The following is a 16732-nucleotide window of genomic DNA, read 5'->3' as shown; positions in this document are numbered from 1 at the left end:
TCCTGATAATAATAGACGTCCTTTTTAAAGGAAAATAACAATGAATAGTGCCCTTCAGTTTAATATTTCACCTTATGCCTCTTTTATGCATGAAACTCGCGTAGAGTTAGGCAATGGCATTGAACTTCATGTCGAGGTGGGTGGTCATCCTGAAGATCCTGCAATCTTATTGATTATGGGACTCGGCGCACAAATGTTGTATTGGCCTGATTTCTTTTGTAAGTCCCTAATAGACCAAGGTTACCGAGTTATTCGCTTTGATAATCGCGATATTGGTCTGTCGAGTAAAATTCGTAACCCAGGCCCACGTCTTAACACCTTTAAACTGATGGGACGTTTTGCCTTAGGTCTAGAGAATCAAGGTGCGCCTTATGATCTATATGATATGGCAGACGATGTTGCACTGTTAATTGATCGTATGGGACTTGATAAAGTCCATATTTTAGGCGCTTCGATGGGCGGCATGATTGCTCAAATCGTGGCGGCACGCTATCCAGATAAAGTGCACAACTTAAGCTTACTTTTTACCAGTAACATCCAACCCTTACTTCCACCGCCATTTCCAAAGCAATTATTTAGTCTAATTGAAAAACCTGAATCTAACGATGAAGATGGCATTATTAACCATAGTCTGAAAGTTTTTAATATTATAGGCTCTCCAGGCTATATTAATCAGCTTGAAGCGATACAAACTGCACGTAAACTCTATAAACGGAGTTATTACCCAGCGGGTGTACTTCAACAGTTTTTAGCAATATTATGTACAGGTTCCCTGCTGCAGTTGGATAAACAAATTCAGCATAAAACCATTGTGGTTCATGGAGCTCGTGACCGTTTGCTGCCGCCAAGCCATGGTAAGGCCGTTGCAAAGGCTATTTCAGGTGCTAAATTTGAATTAATTGATGGAATGGGGCATGATATCCCACCGCATTTTATTCCATATCTTAGCGGTTTGTTTGCTGATCACTTTAAATCATAAATTAGGACACTATGGCTGCATTACCATCCTTAAGACAGCTGTCATATCTAGTAACACTGTCAGAAACGCTACACTTTACTGAAGCTGCGCGTCGTTCTTTTGTCACCCAGTCTACTTTGTCTGGCGGGATCATGGAACTTGAGCGTTTACTAGGTGGCGTATTGGTAGAACGCGACCGTCAAAACGTGCGTTTAACTCCTCTTGGCGAACAAGTTGTCGGACGAGCCCGAGTTCTATTGGCAGATGCGCAAGACCTAATGCGTTTAAGTCGTGAAATGAGCGAACCTCTAACGGGTGATTTACATCTAGGGGTCATTCCGACCATTGCGCCTTTCCTTCTTGCACCTTTACTTGATGAAGTGCATAAGCAGTTACCTAAAATTCAATTGCATTTACATGAAGCGCAAAGTGAAAAAATTGTTGAGAAACTCGAGCACGGTAATCTAGATATTGTATTACTTGCTCTTCCTTTCGATACACGTAGCTTGAAAGTTGCAGAAGTAAACAAAGAAAAATTGTTCTTGGTGTACAACAAAGCTGACCAAAATGCAGCTCAAGCGAAATCTTTAGACGACCTAGATTTATCTCGTTTAATGTTGCTTGAAGAAGGCCATTGCTTACGTGATCATGCTTTGAGTGCTTGTCCGATTGGTGAACGTAAAAATGACCATCGTTTAAAAGCAAGCTCATTGCCAACTTTGGTTGAAATGGTTTCCGCAGATTTAGGCTTTACCTTATTGCCTGAAATTGCAGTTCATACCAATATGATCAAAGCCAATGAAGATTTGGCTGTGAAAGAAATTGAAGCCAGTCCTACACGCACATTGGCATTGGTAACACGTAAGAGTACACCGCTTCAAAGTGAATTTGATGTATTGCTTCAAATCTTGCAGAAAATCACTAACAATCTACACTAATTAATCAGTGTAAAAATTAAAGAGAGCCCTGTGCTCTCTTTTTTTATTTAGCGGAAATGAATAATGCAGAAGTAATAATATTGAGATGAGTTTAAAATTGAAAATGAAAAAATACAGTATCTAAAAAAAGAATAGGCTAACCCAAATAGGTAGCCTGATAAGGTAATATATGACTTGATGTATATCTCAATTCATCGCCTCGACAATATCTTCACACTAGCCAGATAAGTAAGAAGATAAATACATCTTAGTAAAATATAACTTTCGTTAAAATCACTAGTTTCAGGTATTTTAGAGAAAGTACGTCTGATTCATTTTCAAAGGGCTTTTTTTTATAATTGTGTTTTGTGCTATAAAATAATCATTGATGAGAAATAAAACACATTATTTTAAATAGTCACTAATATTTATGTTTAAAATAACTAAGCAATAGGTGAATATTAACTCACATCAGAAACAGTTCAATTTATTAATTGTCAAAATACTGCTTTCACATTTCATTTATTATTTTCAATTCGAATCTAAATCTGATGATTATTTAACCAATACTCTAAAAATAAAAACGAAAAACCTATAAATCTTTGCATTCAACACAATGAAAAACACAGAAAACCGTACGATTAATTAAATTCCATTATATCACAATAACTTAATTATACTTTGATATCTAAATCACTACTTCTAGGTATATTTTTCTAATTCACTTTCATGCACATTATGGAAATACAATTTGATTAAAAATAATAAATGAGCGAAATGTATGATGAGTGAATTTTTATTACCAGTGCCCGTTTTGATCATTGATCATCAAGCAATGACTTCAAAAACAGTGCTGTTTAACATCTTAGGAAACCTCGGTTATCCTGAAGATCTCATCACATTTTCAGAAAACTTAGCAGATGCAGAACAACAAATTTTCAATCAATTACCCAATTTAATTTTTTTAGTGATCACTCAGCAGTCCGATATCGCTTTCATCCATAAAATCAAAAAGATCTATCCTTCGAGTAATCTCATCATTTTAGTCAATGAACAATCTACAGATTTAACCTTGCATGCCATTCAGTTAGGTGCAACCGCCTATATGTTGATTCAACAACCGTTGGAAGACACCTACAACCAATTGAAAACTATTTTAAGAGGTGGCGCTGCATTGCATCCAAGTTTTGCTAAATTTTTATTGAGTGAAACTTTTAGTCCGCAAAATGCAGCACCTAAACAGCTCAGTCTGAATCCAGCTGAATACCAAATTTTAGATATGATCAGCCATAGCGCGACTCAAGAGCAGATGGTCCGTGAGTTAAAACTTTCAACGTATCAAATTGATGGTTTTGTTAAAAATATCTACCGAAAAATTAGTAGCTATAGCTAAATTTAGTTCAGATAAATGATTCAAAAAACTTATAAATTAAAAAAATAAAGGGAGCATTGCTCCCTTTTACTTTTCTAACGCATTTATTTAAATGCTTCTATAAGCACATGCTGTGAATTGTGTGCTTCCTCACCCTCTTGAACATGCGTACGAATCCAACGCCCATCACTTTGGAGCAACCAAGCTTGCTGATTATCTTTTAAGTAATTCACTAAACCTAATTGATAAATACGCTTTTTCAAGGCTGGATCTTCAATTGGGAAACAGGCTTCCACGCGATTAAATAAATTACGATCCATCCAGTCTGCACTTGAACAGAAAATACGTGAATCACCATTATTACTGAAATAATACACTCGAGTATGTTCTAAAAAGCGTCCAACAATAGAGCGCACGCGAATATTTTCAGACAGCCCCGGTAAACCTGGACGCAAACAACAAATAGAACGAATAATTAAATCAATCTGTACACCTGCTTGTGACGCTTCGTACAGTTTATTGATCAACTGAACTTCTGTTAATGCATTAACCTTGACTATAATTTGCGCAGACTTGCCCGCTTTGGCATTGGCAATTTCATTATCAATATAATTGATGAGTTGAGTATGTAAGGTAAATGGTGCATGCAGCAGTTTTTTTAGCTTCGCCATTTTACCCATACCGGTCAATTCTTGGAAAATACGATGTACATCTTCACAGAGTTCTTTATCTGTAGTTAATAGACCGTAATCCGTGTAGATACGCGCATTTCCCGCATGATAGTTGCCCGTACCTAAATGCACATATCGCACCAATTTATTGTTTTCGCGGCGTACCACCAAAATCATTTTGGCATGAGTTTTATAGCCCACGATGCCATACACGACAACTGCGCCTGCTTCTTGTAATACATTAGCCACAGCAATGTTTGATTCTTCATCAAATCGTGCTCGAAGCTCAATTACAGCGGTGACCTCTTTACCATTACGTGCTGCTTCCGCTAAAACTTGCACAATCTCCGAATCTGCACCACTTCGATAAAGCGTTTGTTTAATAGCCAAAACTTGTGGATCACGTGCAGCTTCACGCAGTAAATTAATTACCGGTGCGAATGATTCAAAGGGATGGTGCAGCAAAATATCTTGTTTTTGCATCGCACTAAAAATGTTTTCAGATTTTTTGAGTACTTTCGGAATAACTGGAATATGCGCGTCATAACGTAGATGTGGACGTTTAAAGTTTGACAGTAAACGTGCAAGGTTAACCGGCCCATCCACTTTATACAGTTGCTCTTCTTCTAAATCAAACTCATCAAGCAAATATTCATAAATATGCTGCGGACAATTTTCTGTCACTTCCAAGCGAACGGCGCGACCAAAACGACGTGAATTCAACTCACCTTTGAGGGCTTTAGCCAAATCTTCAACATCTTCATTTAAAGCCAAATCGGCATTACGCGTCACGCGGAATTGGTAGCAACCCGTCGCCGTCATGCCGGGAAACAAATCAGAGACATGTTCATGAATAATTGCCGATAGCATCACATGATGCTCTTTGCCACCAGTTAATTCATCAGGAAGCCGAACGACACGTGGCAGCGAACGTGGTGCAGGTACAACGGCTAAGTCAATCTGACGGCCAAACGCATCCTTCCCTTCTAAAGTCACAATAAAATTCAACGACTTGTTGACCAAGCGAGGGAATGGATGTGCGGGATCTAAGCTAATTGGCGTTAAGACTGGAGCAACTTGCTCTTGAAAATATTTTTTCACCCATGCCGACTGTGCAGGGGTTAACTCACCACGACGTAAGAAGCAAATGTCTTCTTCACGCAGTTTGGGTAAAATTTCTTGATTTAAAATACGATACTGGCGCTCAATTGCCGCATGCGCTGTCGCAGAAATTTCATCTAATACTTGTTTTGGTGTTAAGCCATCTGGACTACGGCTTTCATTGCCTAAGTCTAGCTGTTCCATCATTCCCGCAACACGAATTTCAAAAAATTCGTCTAAGTTACGTGAAAAGATCAGCAAGAAATTCATGCGTTCAAGTAATGGATGTATCGGATCAACCGCTTGTTCGAGCACACGCAGATGAAAGTCGAGAATCGATAACTCTCGATTAATATAACGATCATTATAAGTATATTCAGTAGGTACTTGCGCGACTTCAGCTGCGGTATTCATTTCAAACCCATATTAAAAAATGTGTGCTGTACTCAGTTTAGTATGCTTCAAATTTGTGACAATTTCATAAAAAAAGCCCATAAAGATGAGCTTTTTGTTGTAATTCAAATCGCTACCATGCCATTTGACGGGTGTGTCGATTGTTATTAATCTGGGATATGGCTATAACGCATATATTTTTGGATCATGCGCTTACGATAATTTAGCTTACGATCTTGTCGATTTTCATCATAATATTTTGGATTAGGTAAAATAGCCGCAATAAACGCTGCTTGTTCTCGACTCAAACTCCGTGAACTTTTACCAAAATAGTGCTGTGTTGCAGCTTCTACGCCGTAAATGTTGTCCCCAAACTCAACCGAGTTGAGATATACCTCTAAAATGCGCTGCTTCGTCCACATGCGTTCCATCATCCATGTTGCAACGGCTTCCTGTCCTTTTCGGATAAATGAACGCTTATTATATAAAAATAAGTTTTTTGCCAATTGCTGAGAAATGGTCGATCCACCTGCAACCACTTTGCCTTTATCTTTATTACGTTCTAAGGCATTTTGCATGCCTTCCCAATCAAAACCTTTGTGTTGTAAAAACTTGCCATCTTCCGCGGCAACAACAGCATGTTTGACATAATCACTGATTTGGTCGTAATCACGCCATTCGTGTTTAATCGGTTTGGAGGGCTCAGACCAATAATCTAAACGCATCATCATCGTGGATTCCACAGGATGCGTACGCCACCACACCAGACTACCAAAGATCCAAAGCTGCACCAAAAGCACAAGACTGACAAGAATTAACAATGTACGAACAATAAAGGCTTTCATGTCAGTGTGTTACTCCAGAAATTCTGTTTTTTCATGTTAAGCTTATTTTTAAATATTTTGACACAGTACAAGAATAGCATGTCTGAACTCAGCCCTCCTGCTGTATCAACCCGTAAGCTGCAAATCCAACTGTGGTGGATCACGGCACTCTTAATTACCATCAATGTTGGACTCTTTGGCTGGCAAGTGTTGCATGGAATGAACGTAAGCCAACCCGACACACTGGATGCTTTGCATTGGGGTGCTGATTATGCACCTTTAACCTTTTTAGAGGAACCCATCCGCTTATTCAGCAGTATGTTTTTTCATTTTGGCCTGATTCACCTGATGTTGAATATGTGGGCTTTGTATATTTTTGGCAGTGTTGCCGAGCAAATGTTAGGTCGTTTCTACTTCCTTGGCCTGTATGTTTTAGGCGGACTGATGGGAAGTTTGTTGAGTGGGTATTTAACCATTCAAGACAGCTATGCTTTATTGGCCGAAGGTGCAGCCAATCAGCAGCTTTTCCCGAGTATTGGTGCAGGTGCATCGGGTGCAGTGATGGGACTGGGTGCAGCGTTGACGATTATTTCGCTGCTTCCGATGTTACCTAAACAACAATTTTATCTGGATAAAAAAACCTTATTGATGGTGATGGGCATTAACCTCGCGATGGGCTTTATGATTAGTGGAATTAATAATGCCGCGCATATTGGCGGCATGTTGATGGGGGCTGCGTTGGCTTTTATTTGGTATTTAGGACAAAAATTACATCAATCCCTAATCATTCAAATGATCGGTCTAATCGCCGCAGCTGTCGGATGCTACCTGTTTTATCTGCATTGCCAACAATTAATCCAACCGATTTTACCGCTTTGGGAACACTTTATCCTGCTGATGAAGCAATCTCTCTCAGCACGTTAAACAGTGGAATGAACCCTGTGGCTATCAACACAGATATGTTGAAAACACATCAAATCATGTCTAAACCTGAACTGCGCACTGGGTTCCTGCTCCACTCTTAACTTGCTCGGCTGTTAACCATCTCCACCCTTAACTATTTAGTTCACGTAAGCTTTCTAAGGGTGGGATGTCGCAAAGATAACTTAAGCGATAACGTCCAATCAATGTACAGACTAAGGTCATTACCAATGGGAGGATCAACCAAATTTCTGCATGTAACTGGATGACCAATTCCATTTTATAACTGACAATCGCGCTGATCACTTCAGCAAAAATACATGCCACAACACCCGAAATTAGCCCCATCAAACCGACTTCCAAACTGAGCATCGACTTTAATTTTTGCTTGGAACTGCCGAAGGAACGCAGTAATGCCACTTCTTTTTTGCGTTCATCCATAAATAAGTTCAAACATGCGATCAAGACCAAAATGCCTGAAATACTGACCAATAGCGCCAAGATAGTAATAATCTGAACCAATACGCTGACGATGCGTTTGATCTCATCCAAAATTAGACTAACATCAATAAACACGGTATTCGAAAACTGCTGAATCAGATCAATTAACTGACTTTTATCTTGCGGTGGAACATAGAAACTCCCCAAATAACTGCCTGCATTTTCATCCATAGTTTGGGGAGAAAAAATAAAGAAGAAGTTTGGACTAAAGCTTTCCCACTCTACACTGCGAAGGTTGATCACCTTGGCTTGCAAAATCCCTTCAGGAAGGCTAAAACTCAGTCGATCTCCAATTTGAATACCGAGCTCTTGTGCGGTTTTCACCTCTACCGATACTTCATTGACTTGTTGAAACTGCTGACTACCCGCGATGATCTGATTATCTTTTGGAAAAGTTGCAGCCTGTGTGAGATTCAATTCACGGCGTAATGAATTATTGCTTTTAATTAAAGCATCCGAAAAAGGGAGATCATTTTTGGCAACTAATCGTCCACGAATATTCGGGTACATCGGCGTCCCTTGCCAACCATGCAACTTAAGTTGTTGATTAAAATCCTGCAACTCAAATGGCGGTAATCCATAGACAAATTGGTTAGGTGTCCCTTGTGGCAATTGTTGTTGCCAACGTTCCAGTAAATCTGTACGTAATACCGCTAGAACCGTGATCAGACTCAGCCCCAATGCTAATGCGGTAATTTGAAATGCCGTTTGATACGGTGTGCGTATATACGCTGAGATTTTCGTTCCCCAACTTTTCAAGGCTTTCAAACTGAGCCAGACCATCATATATAGGCCAACACACAGGAAGATGATGGCGCAAATCAGCCACAGGGTGAGTTGTAAATTTTCAGTTAAAACCACACAAAACACCACCAAACTGAGTGTTCCGAAACTGAGCATCCAAAGCATGGAACGTACAGAACGCTCTTGTTGTCGTATCACGCGTGCCGGCGGTGTCCCTAATAATTGCCAAAGACTTGGAAGAACAAATCCTAATAACACAATCGCACTGGTGAATATTGCAATTGGGAGCGGACCAAGTAGCATAGACAGGGCTGAAAACTCTAATTGTAAATTAGGAATCAGCTGTAGCATGAGTTGCAATAAGCCATAGCCCAATCCCAGACCAATCATACTTCCAAACAGGATTGAAAGCCCGAGTACAACCAACAGTAAAGCCAGATAAGCACTTAATATTTGCTGTTTGGTCGATCCAATACAGCGCATCAGTGCAATGGCATCCTGATTTTGTTGGACATAGCGCTGACTGGTTAATGCGATGGCGATACCACAAAGTAGAATGGTTAAAATATTCGCCAGCTGTAAAAACGTTTCAAGATTGGCAATCGGTTTCATCAATCGGGTATTGCCTTCACTGGCATTTCTCAGTTTTAAACTGCTTTGAGCTGCATCTTGAACCTGAGCATTATTTGATTTAGCAGCACTGTCTTCGCTTTGATCACCAAATTTCTGCTTATACAGTTTTTCAAAGCGCTGGGTATTTTGTGCATCTCCTGCCATTAACAGGCGATATTCAATCCGACTCCCGACTTGGATGGCATTGGTTCTCGCCACCTCAGACTGCGCAATCATAACTGTCGGTGAAAAACCACTGAAACCGAGTTCCTGATTGGTGTCATGGATGATTTTGGCACTGACTTGAAAAGCAGCATCAGCAATATTGATCTGATCTCCAACCTTAACACCCAACAAATCCATGGCACGCGGACTTAACCAAACCTCACCTGCTTGTATGGAGCGGTTTAGTTTCGGTTCTGTTTCGATTTCACCTCTTAATGGAAATGCGGCATCAACGGCCTTGACATTGACCATGACAAATTGCTGATCAGTATGCGCCATGCTGCTAAATAGCGTGACATTCGATTGTTTTAATTGCAGTGCTTTGGCTTGTTGTTGCCACTCTTGTGGAATTGGTTCATTGGCTGTCAGCACCAAGTCTGCTGCCAACATTTCAGCAGCTTGTAGCGCTACAGCATTTTGAATTTGTACATTGCTAAACTTTAAAGCCGTGGTGGCACTGATCGCCAAGGTCAGTGCGATCAATAATAAATACACACCCGTGGTTTTAAAACTCAGCTGTAAGAGTGGTCGAAACAGTGCCAAAAGATTCATGCAGCATCTCCTGTTCGATGCTCAATCAATTGACCATTGACCAATTCAAAGTGGCGCTGACATTGACGGGCCAAATCGGCATCATGCGTCACCAATACCAAAGTGGTTCCCATTTCACGATTTAACTGAAATAACAGTTGTTCAATTTCCTGTGCCGTTGCACTGTCTAAATTACCTGTTGGTTCATCTGCAAAGATCAGATCGGGTTCACTCACCAAAGCACGGGCAATCGCAACCCGTTGCTGCTCACCACCCGATAAAACTTTAGGGGCTTGATGCGCTTGTCGTTCTAGTCCGACCTTTGCTAACAGTTTTAATGCTTTTTCTTCGGCAGCTTTGACCTGAAAATTTGCTTGTAACCGGAGTGGCAGCATGACATTTTCCAGTGCCGTTAAGTGTGGTAACAACTGGAAGGACTGAAAGACGAAACCAATATGGGCCAAACGGACTTGAGCACGCTGTTCTTCATTTAATAAATGAATGTCCTGACCACAGACCTGTAACTGTCCAGAACTGGCTTGATCTAAGGTCGCCAAAATCCCCAACAAGGTGGATTTACCTGAACCAGAACGACCGGTAATCGCAACCTGTTCCCCTGCAAAGATTTCAAGATCGAGGTGTTCAAAGATCGATAACTGTTTTTGTGGAAGTTGTATCTTTTGTGTCAATTGCTGTGCAGAAATAATCGCCTGTGGCATGATGTCAACATCTGTCGTGAATTGGGTCATATCTTCCCTATATGCAAAATCGCATTCAAAATAATCGTCTATTGAGTTACTTGCTGGCTATTGCACTGATGTTCTGCCCGATGCTGCTCTCTGCCAAAACCATTATGATTTTGGGCGATAGCTTAAGTGCAGGTTACGGTGTTTCAGTGCAGCAAGGTTGGGTCCACTTATTACAAAAACGTCTAGACCAACAGTATCCGAAACAACATAAAGTGGTCAATGCAAGTGTCAGCGGTGAAACCACCAGTGGAGCTTTGGCACGACTGCCTAAACTGTTGCAAACTCATCGTCCAGACCTTGTGGTGATTGAGTTAGGTGGTAATGATGGTTTACGCGGACAGCCCCCTGCACAAATTCAAAAAAATTTAGCGCAGCTGATTCAAAAAAGCCAACAGGCCAAATCGAAAGTGATTTTATTTGGAATGAAAATTCCACCGAATTATGGCAAGGCATATAGCCAAGCTTTTGAAAATAACTATCAAGTGTTGAGCCAACAGTACAAAGTCAAATTATTACCTTTCTTTATGCAAGGCGTGGCGGGGCATAAAAATTTGATGCAACAAGATCAAATTCACCCAAATGCCAAAGCGCAACCAATTTTGCTGAATAATGCTTATCCATTGATTAAAGCCAGCTTGTAAATTTAATTGGTGAAAATGGATTCGTTAAAAAAGGCGCTTCATTTGAGCGCCTTTTTTTAAATCTTGTATTTACTGTAATTTGCTTAGAAATCGTAGAAGCTCACTTCACCCGTTTCGAGTGAATACTCAGCGCCCACCACTTTTAATTTGCCTTGCGCAATTAAGTTTTCGAGGACTGCTGAACCATGACGCAGTTGATTTACTGATGCAAAAACGTTTGAACGTACTGCATGCATTGAAAGTTTTTCGAGGTCATCTTTCAATTCAGTTTGCATGAGTATTTCTACAGATGGACGAACGCGGTTCACAATCGACATCAAATTTGCTGATGGCGGTGTCGCAGGGTTAGTTAAAGCTTCAATCGTAGAATGAATCGCGCCACAGTGTGTATGACCCAATACAATGACCACAGGACATCCAAAACTTTCTGCTGCAAATTCCACGCTACCGACTTGAGACGGTGCCACAATATTACCTGCAACACGAATCACGAATAAATCGCCTAAGCCTTGGTCAAATACCATTTCAGCAGGAACACGTGAGTCTGAACACCCTAAAATAATCGCAAAAGGTTCTTGGCTTTCGGCCATTTCAGCACGTTGTTGATGCGTCAAAAGCTTTGGGTGATTCGTTTCACCGTCTACAAAACGTTGATTCCCTTTTTTTAAACGATCTAAAGCTTCTGCTGCTGTTAGCATGTTCTAATTACCCTTATCCGAAGTTGCAATATTTTAATCCCAGTCGAATCGATTGTCACTTGCAAAAACAATTGCTATGAATTTTTTCTAAGACGATGCTACTTGATAGAAAATGCTAGTCTACATTCATCAAAAAAAAATATTTTTTCTGTAATGGTTCACATTATTAAAACGCAAGTTTAACCACATCAAAAAAGCAATGGATGACAAAGGTCATTTTTAATTTACAATATATTTCATAAATATACGCTTTTGCTATTTCAGCCCATTCTGATAATAGTCATATAAATGATCTAAAAAATATATCGATTCGATTTAACTGGGGTAAACGTCAATGAAAGGACATCATTCACGCGTTTTTGGCTTTTTCAAGCTAGCAACAATTTGCTGTATGACGTTTACTGCCAACCATGCTTTGGCTGCAAATCCGTCTCCCATCAGCAAAAACCTGGCTGTACCCTCTATCGTGCAAAACTATTTGAGCCAAGAACGTAAAGCGGCTGGTTTAGTTACACATAGCGTTCAAGTCGGCAATGTGAATTGGAGTTATAGCGAAGGCGGTCAACGCTCTAAACCGACCATTTTGCTAATTCATGGTTTAGGCGGCACACGTGATAATTGGAATCGTGTTGCGCATTATTTAACACCGAACTATCACGTGATCATCCCCGACCTTCCGGCCAATGGCGATACCCATGTCCCTGTCGATTTTGATGTCTCAGTGCCGAATGTCACGGAACAACTACGCCAGTTTGTCCTTAAAATAGATATTGAAGATAAACTAAATGTTGCAGGTCACTCATTGGGTGGTTCCATTGCCACGGTATATGCCTCTCAATATCCTTTTGACACCCAAAGCTTATTTTTACTCAACAGCGCGGGCATTTATAAACAAGCCAATACCAGTTATACCCGTGACCCGTATAAACTTAAAAATTTAATTGTTTCAAAACCGGGTGATTTAGATGATGTTATGCATAAACTCATGCAAAATCCGCCCAATGTTCCGACACAGCTTAAAGAAGCGCAGGAGAATATCTTAATTGCGCGTGCGCCCTTCACCAGTAAAATGATCGATCAAGTCGTCACGCTCAATCGAATCTACACCCCTGAAACTTTTGCTCGTTTAACACGAACAGTGGAAGCCCCGACCCTGATCCTTTGGGGCAAACAAGATAAAATCTTTAATGTTGAAGTGGCTGGCGAACTCAAGTCGTTACTGAAACGTGCAGAAACCCCAGTGATTTTAAATAACGTCGGTCATATGCCAATCTTAGAAGCTGAACAACAAGTTGCAGACCATTACTTGCCTTTCCTTGCGAAAAGTCAAAAGTTTAAAAACCCTTTGGTAGATAAACTGATTCAGTTAAACTGAGCATTCGCCATTTTTAGATCCCCATGACTGGGACTTCAGGGAAAGTATGCAGAAAAACCCGATGATTGAGCAGTTGATTGACGCTCAACTGAACTTTTTAGATCAGAGCTTTTCACACAATGATACCGTAGCCACTGAATTCACCCATTTTTATCAATGGTTTCGTAAACAATCTTTGCAGCAGATTTGGAGCTTTGATCAAATCAATGCCTTGTTGCAGAAACAAATTTTAAATACCCCTGCAAGTCAATTCCTAATTGAGCAAATTGCTGAACATATCAAATTTGCACTGATTCACCCTGCAAATGACAGCACCACAATTGCCGAAATCATTCCAGTGTTGACCATCGATAAAATTGCACAATATGTGGCGAGTAAACAAGGACATCGTCAGCGTTTAATTCATACCATGGTCAACAATCCTGCATTTTCAGCCATGATCAGTCAGTTGATTCAACATGCGATACAAGATTATTTAGACAACTCAGTGATTGCAAAATCGGTACCCGGTGTTTCACGATTTATGAAAATGGGGAAATCGGTACTGGAAAATGTCACTGATACCAATTTAGATAATGCGGTCAGCAAATACTTGCAAAAGAATATTTTAAAGCTCAGTCAAATGAGTGAAACCGTGTTAAATCAGCACTTTGATGATCATAAGCTGTACCATTTTCAAGCCAATTTGTGGCATAAAATTAAAGCGCTGCCAGTTTCAGTATTAAAGAACTATGTTGAAGTTCAGGACTTGCCGCAAACAGTTGCCATGGGTCATGAAATTTGGGACTTTATGCGACAGTCTGAGTATATGAAACAGCAAGTGCATGATGGCGTATACGCTTGGTACGTGCGTAATGCAGAACGCTCTTTTGATTTATTGCTGCGTGATTTAAATATTGATGAAGCACTGATTCAGCATGAACTTCAAAACTTACTCAATCCTATCGTTCAGCAAATGATTGAGTCAGGATATATACGTGAGCGTTCCCGTCTGTATTTAGAACAGTTTTACTACTCAAGTGAAGCACTGAAAATTTTAAATATCCAAGCATAAAAAAAGCCGCGTTAAGCGGCTTTTCTTTTGGAACTACTTAGAATTGGTATTTCAAACTAGCATAGTAAGCACGACCCGGCTCGTTATATGTTTGGTTGACCGTTTTATCACGCAGTTTTTGCTCATCAAATAGGTTATTCACACCGATACGAGCACTTAAAGCCGCATTAAATTTATAACCAAAGTTAATGCCTGCAATGCCATAACTTTTCACGCTATCCATCGCCAAGCCATTTTTGCTTTCAAGACTGGTTTCTGCATATTGACGTGGTTTTTGACGACCATATTGGGTATAGACAAAGTTACTGTCTAATCGATCCGTGATGTTGTAGTTCAAAATAGAGTTTATTGTGTAATTTGGAATCACTGACAGTGGATTGCCAGTACGTTTATCTTCAGAGTTGATCATATAGGTGACGTTATTAGTCCACGTGATATCACCCCAGTCCAAAGAAATACTTCCTTCAACACCTTCAACCAAGGCTTCTGGCGTATTCATCCAACGCAGTACATTATATGTTGTTCCATTTACTTCTAGTTCTTCTAGACGTGTATCCCCAGCAACGATCTTATTTTTATAATCATTACGAAACCATGCAAAGCCTGCATTTACGATGTCTTTTTCAAACTGTACACCTAATTCTTTATTCACTGAAGTTTCAGGTTTGAGATCGCCATTACCTTGTAATAGACATTGGCTCAGCCCAATCGGACAGCCATTACCGCGAGTACTTAACAGATAACCTTCCGCATTTTGGTACATATTAGGTGCTTTATACGCCTTAGCCACACCACCTTTTAATGTCCAATAGTCGCCAAGCTTTTGCGTAATATTGAGACTTGGACTCCAGCTATCACCCGATTTACTATGATTATCATAGCGTAGTGCCAAAACGACATCGGTGCTCTCGCCCAAATTCATATTGTTTTCAATATAGGCCGACGCAATCCGTGAATCCATTTGTGAACGGTCACCTGAAGTCAGCACATCACCAAAACCGCCTGCGCCAGCTTGTGTATTAACCGTATCGGTAAAGTCATCTTCGACCCACTCAACGCCTAAAGTTAATACCTGTGGAACATACCATTGGAACGGCAGATTGGTTTCTGCATTAAGACGAACGGTTTCTAGATGTGACGTTTGTTTATTTTCAAGATTATTAATCTGTCCCTCTGTACTACCGCCTGTACCTTCAGGTAAGCGCTTATTTTTGGTTTTGTCATATTGCGCTATGATTTTACTGTCACCCCAACCCCACGTACCTTCATGGGTTAATGCAAAACTATCACGATAAATGGTATTGGTTTCTTCACCGATTAAAGCCGATAAAATTGGTGCTTTGTTTGGATCGGCTGGATCAAATACACTGTTTTGACTGTCGCCTGCAAAACGGTTGCCTTGGCGGCCAACACTTGCATCAAACATCAAGACTTGTTGATCATTCAACTGCCAAGCCAAGCGCCCAGCAATATCTTTATTCTCTACGCCTTCTCGACCCGCCATACGCGCGCCATTGTTCATTAAAGCATTAATATCCGCAGCATCTGAATCGGTTTTGTTATAACTACCGTATAAACGATATGAAAGGACATCTTTAAGAATTGGCCCGCTTAAGTTAAAGCTCTCACGGTGACTTGCGCCCTCTTTAGCATCTTCGGGCTGATTGGTAAAAACTTCCACAGAGCCATGCACTTCATTGGTCACTTTCTTGGTTTTAATATTGACCACACCACCCATCGCACCTGAACCATAACGCGCTGCTGCTGGACCACGCAGCACTTCAATCGACTCAATAGCATCTGCAGGTACCCAGTTCGAATCACCACGTGTATCACGCTCACCACGCCAGCCATAACGTACTGAGTTTCTCGAATTTACAGGCTTGCCATCAATTAAGATCAACGTGTTTTCAGGCCCCATTCCACGGATATCAATCTGACGGTTATTCCCTCGCTGGCCTGTGGCACTGTTACCAGTCAAATTTACACCCGGCATACGGCGCACATATTCTGAAATATCATTCACAACCGGCATTTTTTCTAAATCTTCTGCCGTAATTTTTGAAGCACCTAATGATTGTTTAACTTGTTCTGCTGCAGTAACAACAATGGTTTCCATCTTCGTTACGGATTCATCTGGTGCTTCAGTGTGCACATCTCCTGCATGCGTCAAACTTACCAAGGCACAGAGTATTGAAAGTGTAAGCGTTGATTTTAATAGTTGTTTGGTCATTGAGTGCTTCCAAATAAACGTATTTATGGAGAAATCTAGAATAATGTGTTGCACATTGTAACCACCACAAACAATATTGCAATTAATTTTAATAATCATTCTCATTTATATTTGTGATATAGCTTATCATTTTGATGTAAAACCCCTAGAAATATCTAAAAATCTTCGTTTTTTTGATTTAGACAATAAAAAAGCCGCAAGGTTGCGGCTTT

Annotated in this window: 13 protein-coding genes; 7 read left to right on the top strand and 6 right to left on the bottom strand. The window is 40.4% G+C overall.

What is annotated here, in order from left to right; translation table 11 throughout:
* Positions 1–40: 40 nt before the first annotated feature.
* From estB to FTU13_RS07390, 3 genes are all read left to right on the top strand, one after another.
* Positions 41–979, top strand: coding sequence for an esterase EstB (gene estB / locus FTU13_RS07400; RefSeq protein WP_078189932.1), 939 nt, complete (start codon positions 41–43; stop codon positions 977–979).
* Positions 980–990: 11 nt separating this feature from the next.
* The gene (oxyR, locus tag FTU13_RS07395; RefSeq protein WP_180035348.1) at positions 991–1896 is read left to right on the top strand and encodes a LysR family transcriptional regulator OxyR; all 906 of its coding nucleotides are present in this window, start codon (positions 991–993) and stop codon (positions 1894–1896) included.
* 760 nt (positions 1897–2656) lie between these two features.
* A complete protein-coding gene (locus FTU13_RS07390) occupies positions 2657–3268 on the top strand; it encodes a response regulator transcription factor (RefSeq protein ID WP_180126645.1) in 612 nt (203 codons plus the stop codon).
* An 83-nt stretch (positions 3269–3351) separates the two neighbouring features.
* Here the strand turns inward: FTU13_RS07390 and ppk1 are convergent, their stop codons facing one another.
* Positions 3352–5433 carry a polyphosphate kinase 1 gene (ppk1, locus tag FTU13_RS07385; RefSeq protein ID WP_180126646.1) on the bottom strand — a complete coding sequence of 694 codons (2082 nt, stop codon included), beginning with the start codon at positions 5431–5433 and terminating at the stop codon, positions 3352–3354.
* 146 nt (positions 5434–5579) lie between these two features.
* Complete coding sequence (gene mtgA, locus FTU13_RS07380; protein ID WP_078193019.1) at positions 5580–6257, bottom strand: monofunctional biosynthetic peptidoglycan transglycosylase; 678 nt, start codon at positions 6255–6257, stop codon at positions 5580–5582.
* A 78-nt stretch (positions 6258–6335) separates the two neighbouring features.
* On the opposite strand from mtgA, the gene FTU13_RS07375 reads away from it, so the two are divergent.
* Positions 6336–7160 (top strand): rhomboid family intramembrane serine protease, encoded by an 825-nt coding sequence (locus FTU13_RS07375; protein WP_180126648.1) that lies wholly within the window; start codon positions 6336–6338, stop codon positions 7158–7160.
* Positions 7161–7289: 129 nt separating this feature from the next.
* On the opposite strand, the gene FTU13_RS07370 is transcribed toward FTU13_RS07375, so the two are convergent.
* A complete protein-coding gene (locus FTU13_RS07370) occupies positions 7290–9791 on the bottom strand; it encodes an ABC transporter permease (protein WP_180126650.1) in 2502 nt (833 codons plus the stop codon).
* Entirely contained in the window at positions 9788–10519 is a 732-nt protein-coding gene (locus FTU13_RS07365; protein ID WP_180126652.1) for an ABC transporter ATP-binding protein, read from the bottom strand. The genes FTU13_RS07370 and FTU13_RS07365 overlap by 4 nt, the downstream gene beginning before the upstream one ends.
* A gap of 11 nt (positions 10520–10530) precedes the next feature.
* Between FTU13_RS07365 and FTU13_RS07360 the strand changes: the two genes are divergently transcribed.
* Positions 10531–11160, top strand: coding sequence for an arylesterase (locus tag FTU13_RS07360; RefSeq protein WP_078189940.1), 630 nt, complete (start codon positions 10531–10533; stop codon positions 11158–11160).
* A gap of 83 nt (positions 11161–11243) precedes the next feature.
* Here FTU13_RS07360 and FTU13_RS07355 read toward each other — a convergent pair whose 3' ends face one another.
* Complete coding sequence (locus FTU13_RS07355) at positions 11244–11858, bottom strand: carbonic anhydrase (RefSeq protein ID WP_111884438.1); 615 nt, start codon at positions 11856–11858, stop codon at positions 11244–11246.
* Positions 11859–12192: 334 nt separating this feature from the next.
* Between FTU13_RS07355 and FTU13_RS07350 the strand changes: the two genes are divergently transcribed.
* Complete coding sequence (locus FTU13_RS07350; RefSeq protein ID WP_373423849.1) at positions 12193–13233, top strand: alpha/beta fold hydrolase; 1041 nt, start codon at positions 12193–12195, stop codon at positions 13231–13233.
* A gap of 46 nt (positions 13234–13279) precedes the next feature.
* Entirely contained in the window at positions 13280–14287 is a 1008-nt protein-coding gene (locus FTU13_RS07345) for a hypothetical protein (protein ID WP_180126653.1), read from the top strand.
* A gap of 37 nt (positions 14288–14324) precedes the next feature.
* Here the strand turns inward: FTU13_RS07345 and FTU13_RS07340 are convergent, their stop codons facing one another.
* Complete coding sequence (locus FTU13_RS07340) at positions 14325–16520, bottom strand: TonB-dependent siderophore receptor (protein ID WP_180126655.1); 2196 nt, start codon at positions 16518–16520, stop codon at positions 14325–14327.
* Positions 16521–16732 lie beyond the last annotated feature (212 nt).

The organism is Acinetobacter sp. YH12064, from assembly GCF_013419735.1.
GTDB classification, from domain to species: Bacteria; Pseudomonadota; Gammaproteobacteria; order Pseudomonadales; family Moraxellaceae; genus Acinetobacter; species Acinetobacter amyesii.
Note: the sequence above shows the minus strand (reverse complement) of the source record. Positions and strands in the feature narration are given on the sequence as shown.

What these genes read in the sequence shown, in the direction of transcription:
- FTU13_RS07365 (WP_180126652.1), bottom strand. Translation starts at nt 10,519, where the DNA reads ATGACCCAATTCACGACAGATGTTGACATCATGCCACAGGCGATTATT.
- FTU13_RS07345 (WP_180126653.1), top strand. Translation starts at nt 13,280, where the DNA reads ATGCAGAAAAACCCGATGATTGAGCAGTTGATTGACGCTCAACTGAAC.
- ppk1 (WP_180126646.1), bottom strand. Translation starts at nt 5,433, where the DNA reads ATGAATACCGCAGCTGAAGTCGCGCAAGTACCTACTGAATATACTTAT.
- FTU13_RS07355 (WP_111884438.1), bottom strand. Translation starts at nt 11,858, where the DNA reads ATGCTAACAGCAGCAGAAGCTTTAGATCGTTTAAAAAAAGGGAATCAA.
- oxyR (WP_180035348.1), top strand. Translation starts at nt 991, where the DNA reads ATGGCTGCATTACCATCCTTAAGACAGCTGTCATATCTAGTAACACTG.
- FTU13_RS07375 (WP_180126648.1), top strand. Translation starts at nt 6,336, where the DNA reads ATGTCTGAACTCAGCCCTCCTGCTGTATCAACCCGTAAGCTGCAAATC.
- FTU13_RS07370 (WP_180126650.1), bottom strand. Translation starts at nt 9,791, where the DNA reads ATGAATCTTTTGGCACTGTTTCGACCACTCTTACAGCTGAGTTTTAAA.
- FTU13_RS07340 (WP_180126655.1), bottom strand. Translation starts at nt 16,520, where the DNA reads ATGACCAAACAACTATTAAAATCAACGCTTACACTTTCAATACTCTGT.
- mtgA (WP_078193019.1), bottom strand. Translation starts at nt 6,257, where the DNA reads ATGAAAGCCTTTATTGTTCGTACATTGTTAATTCTTGTCAGTCTTGTG.
- FTU13_RS07390 (WP_180126645.1), top strand. Translation starts at nt 2,657, where the DNA reads ATGATGAGTGAATTTTTATTACCAGTGCCCGTTTTGATCATTGATCAT.
- estB (WP_078189932.1), top strand. Translation starts at nt 41, where the DNA reads ATGAATAGTGCCCTTCAGTTTAATATTTCACCTTATGCCTCTTTTATG.
- FTU13_RS07360 (WP_078189940.1), top strand. Translation starts at nt 10,531, where the DNA reads ATGCAAAATCGCATTCAAAATAATCGTCTATTGAGTTACTTGCTGGCT.
- FTU13_RS07350 (WP_373423849.1), top strand. Translation starts at nt 12,193, where the DNA reads ATGAAAGGACATCATTCACGCGTTTTTGGCTTTTTCAAGCTAGCAACA.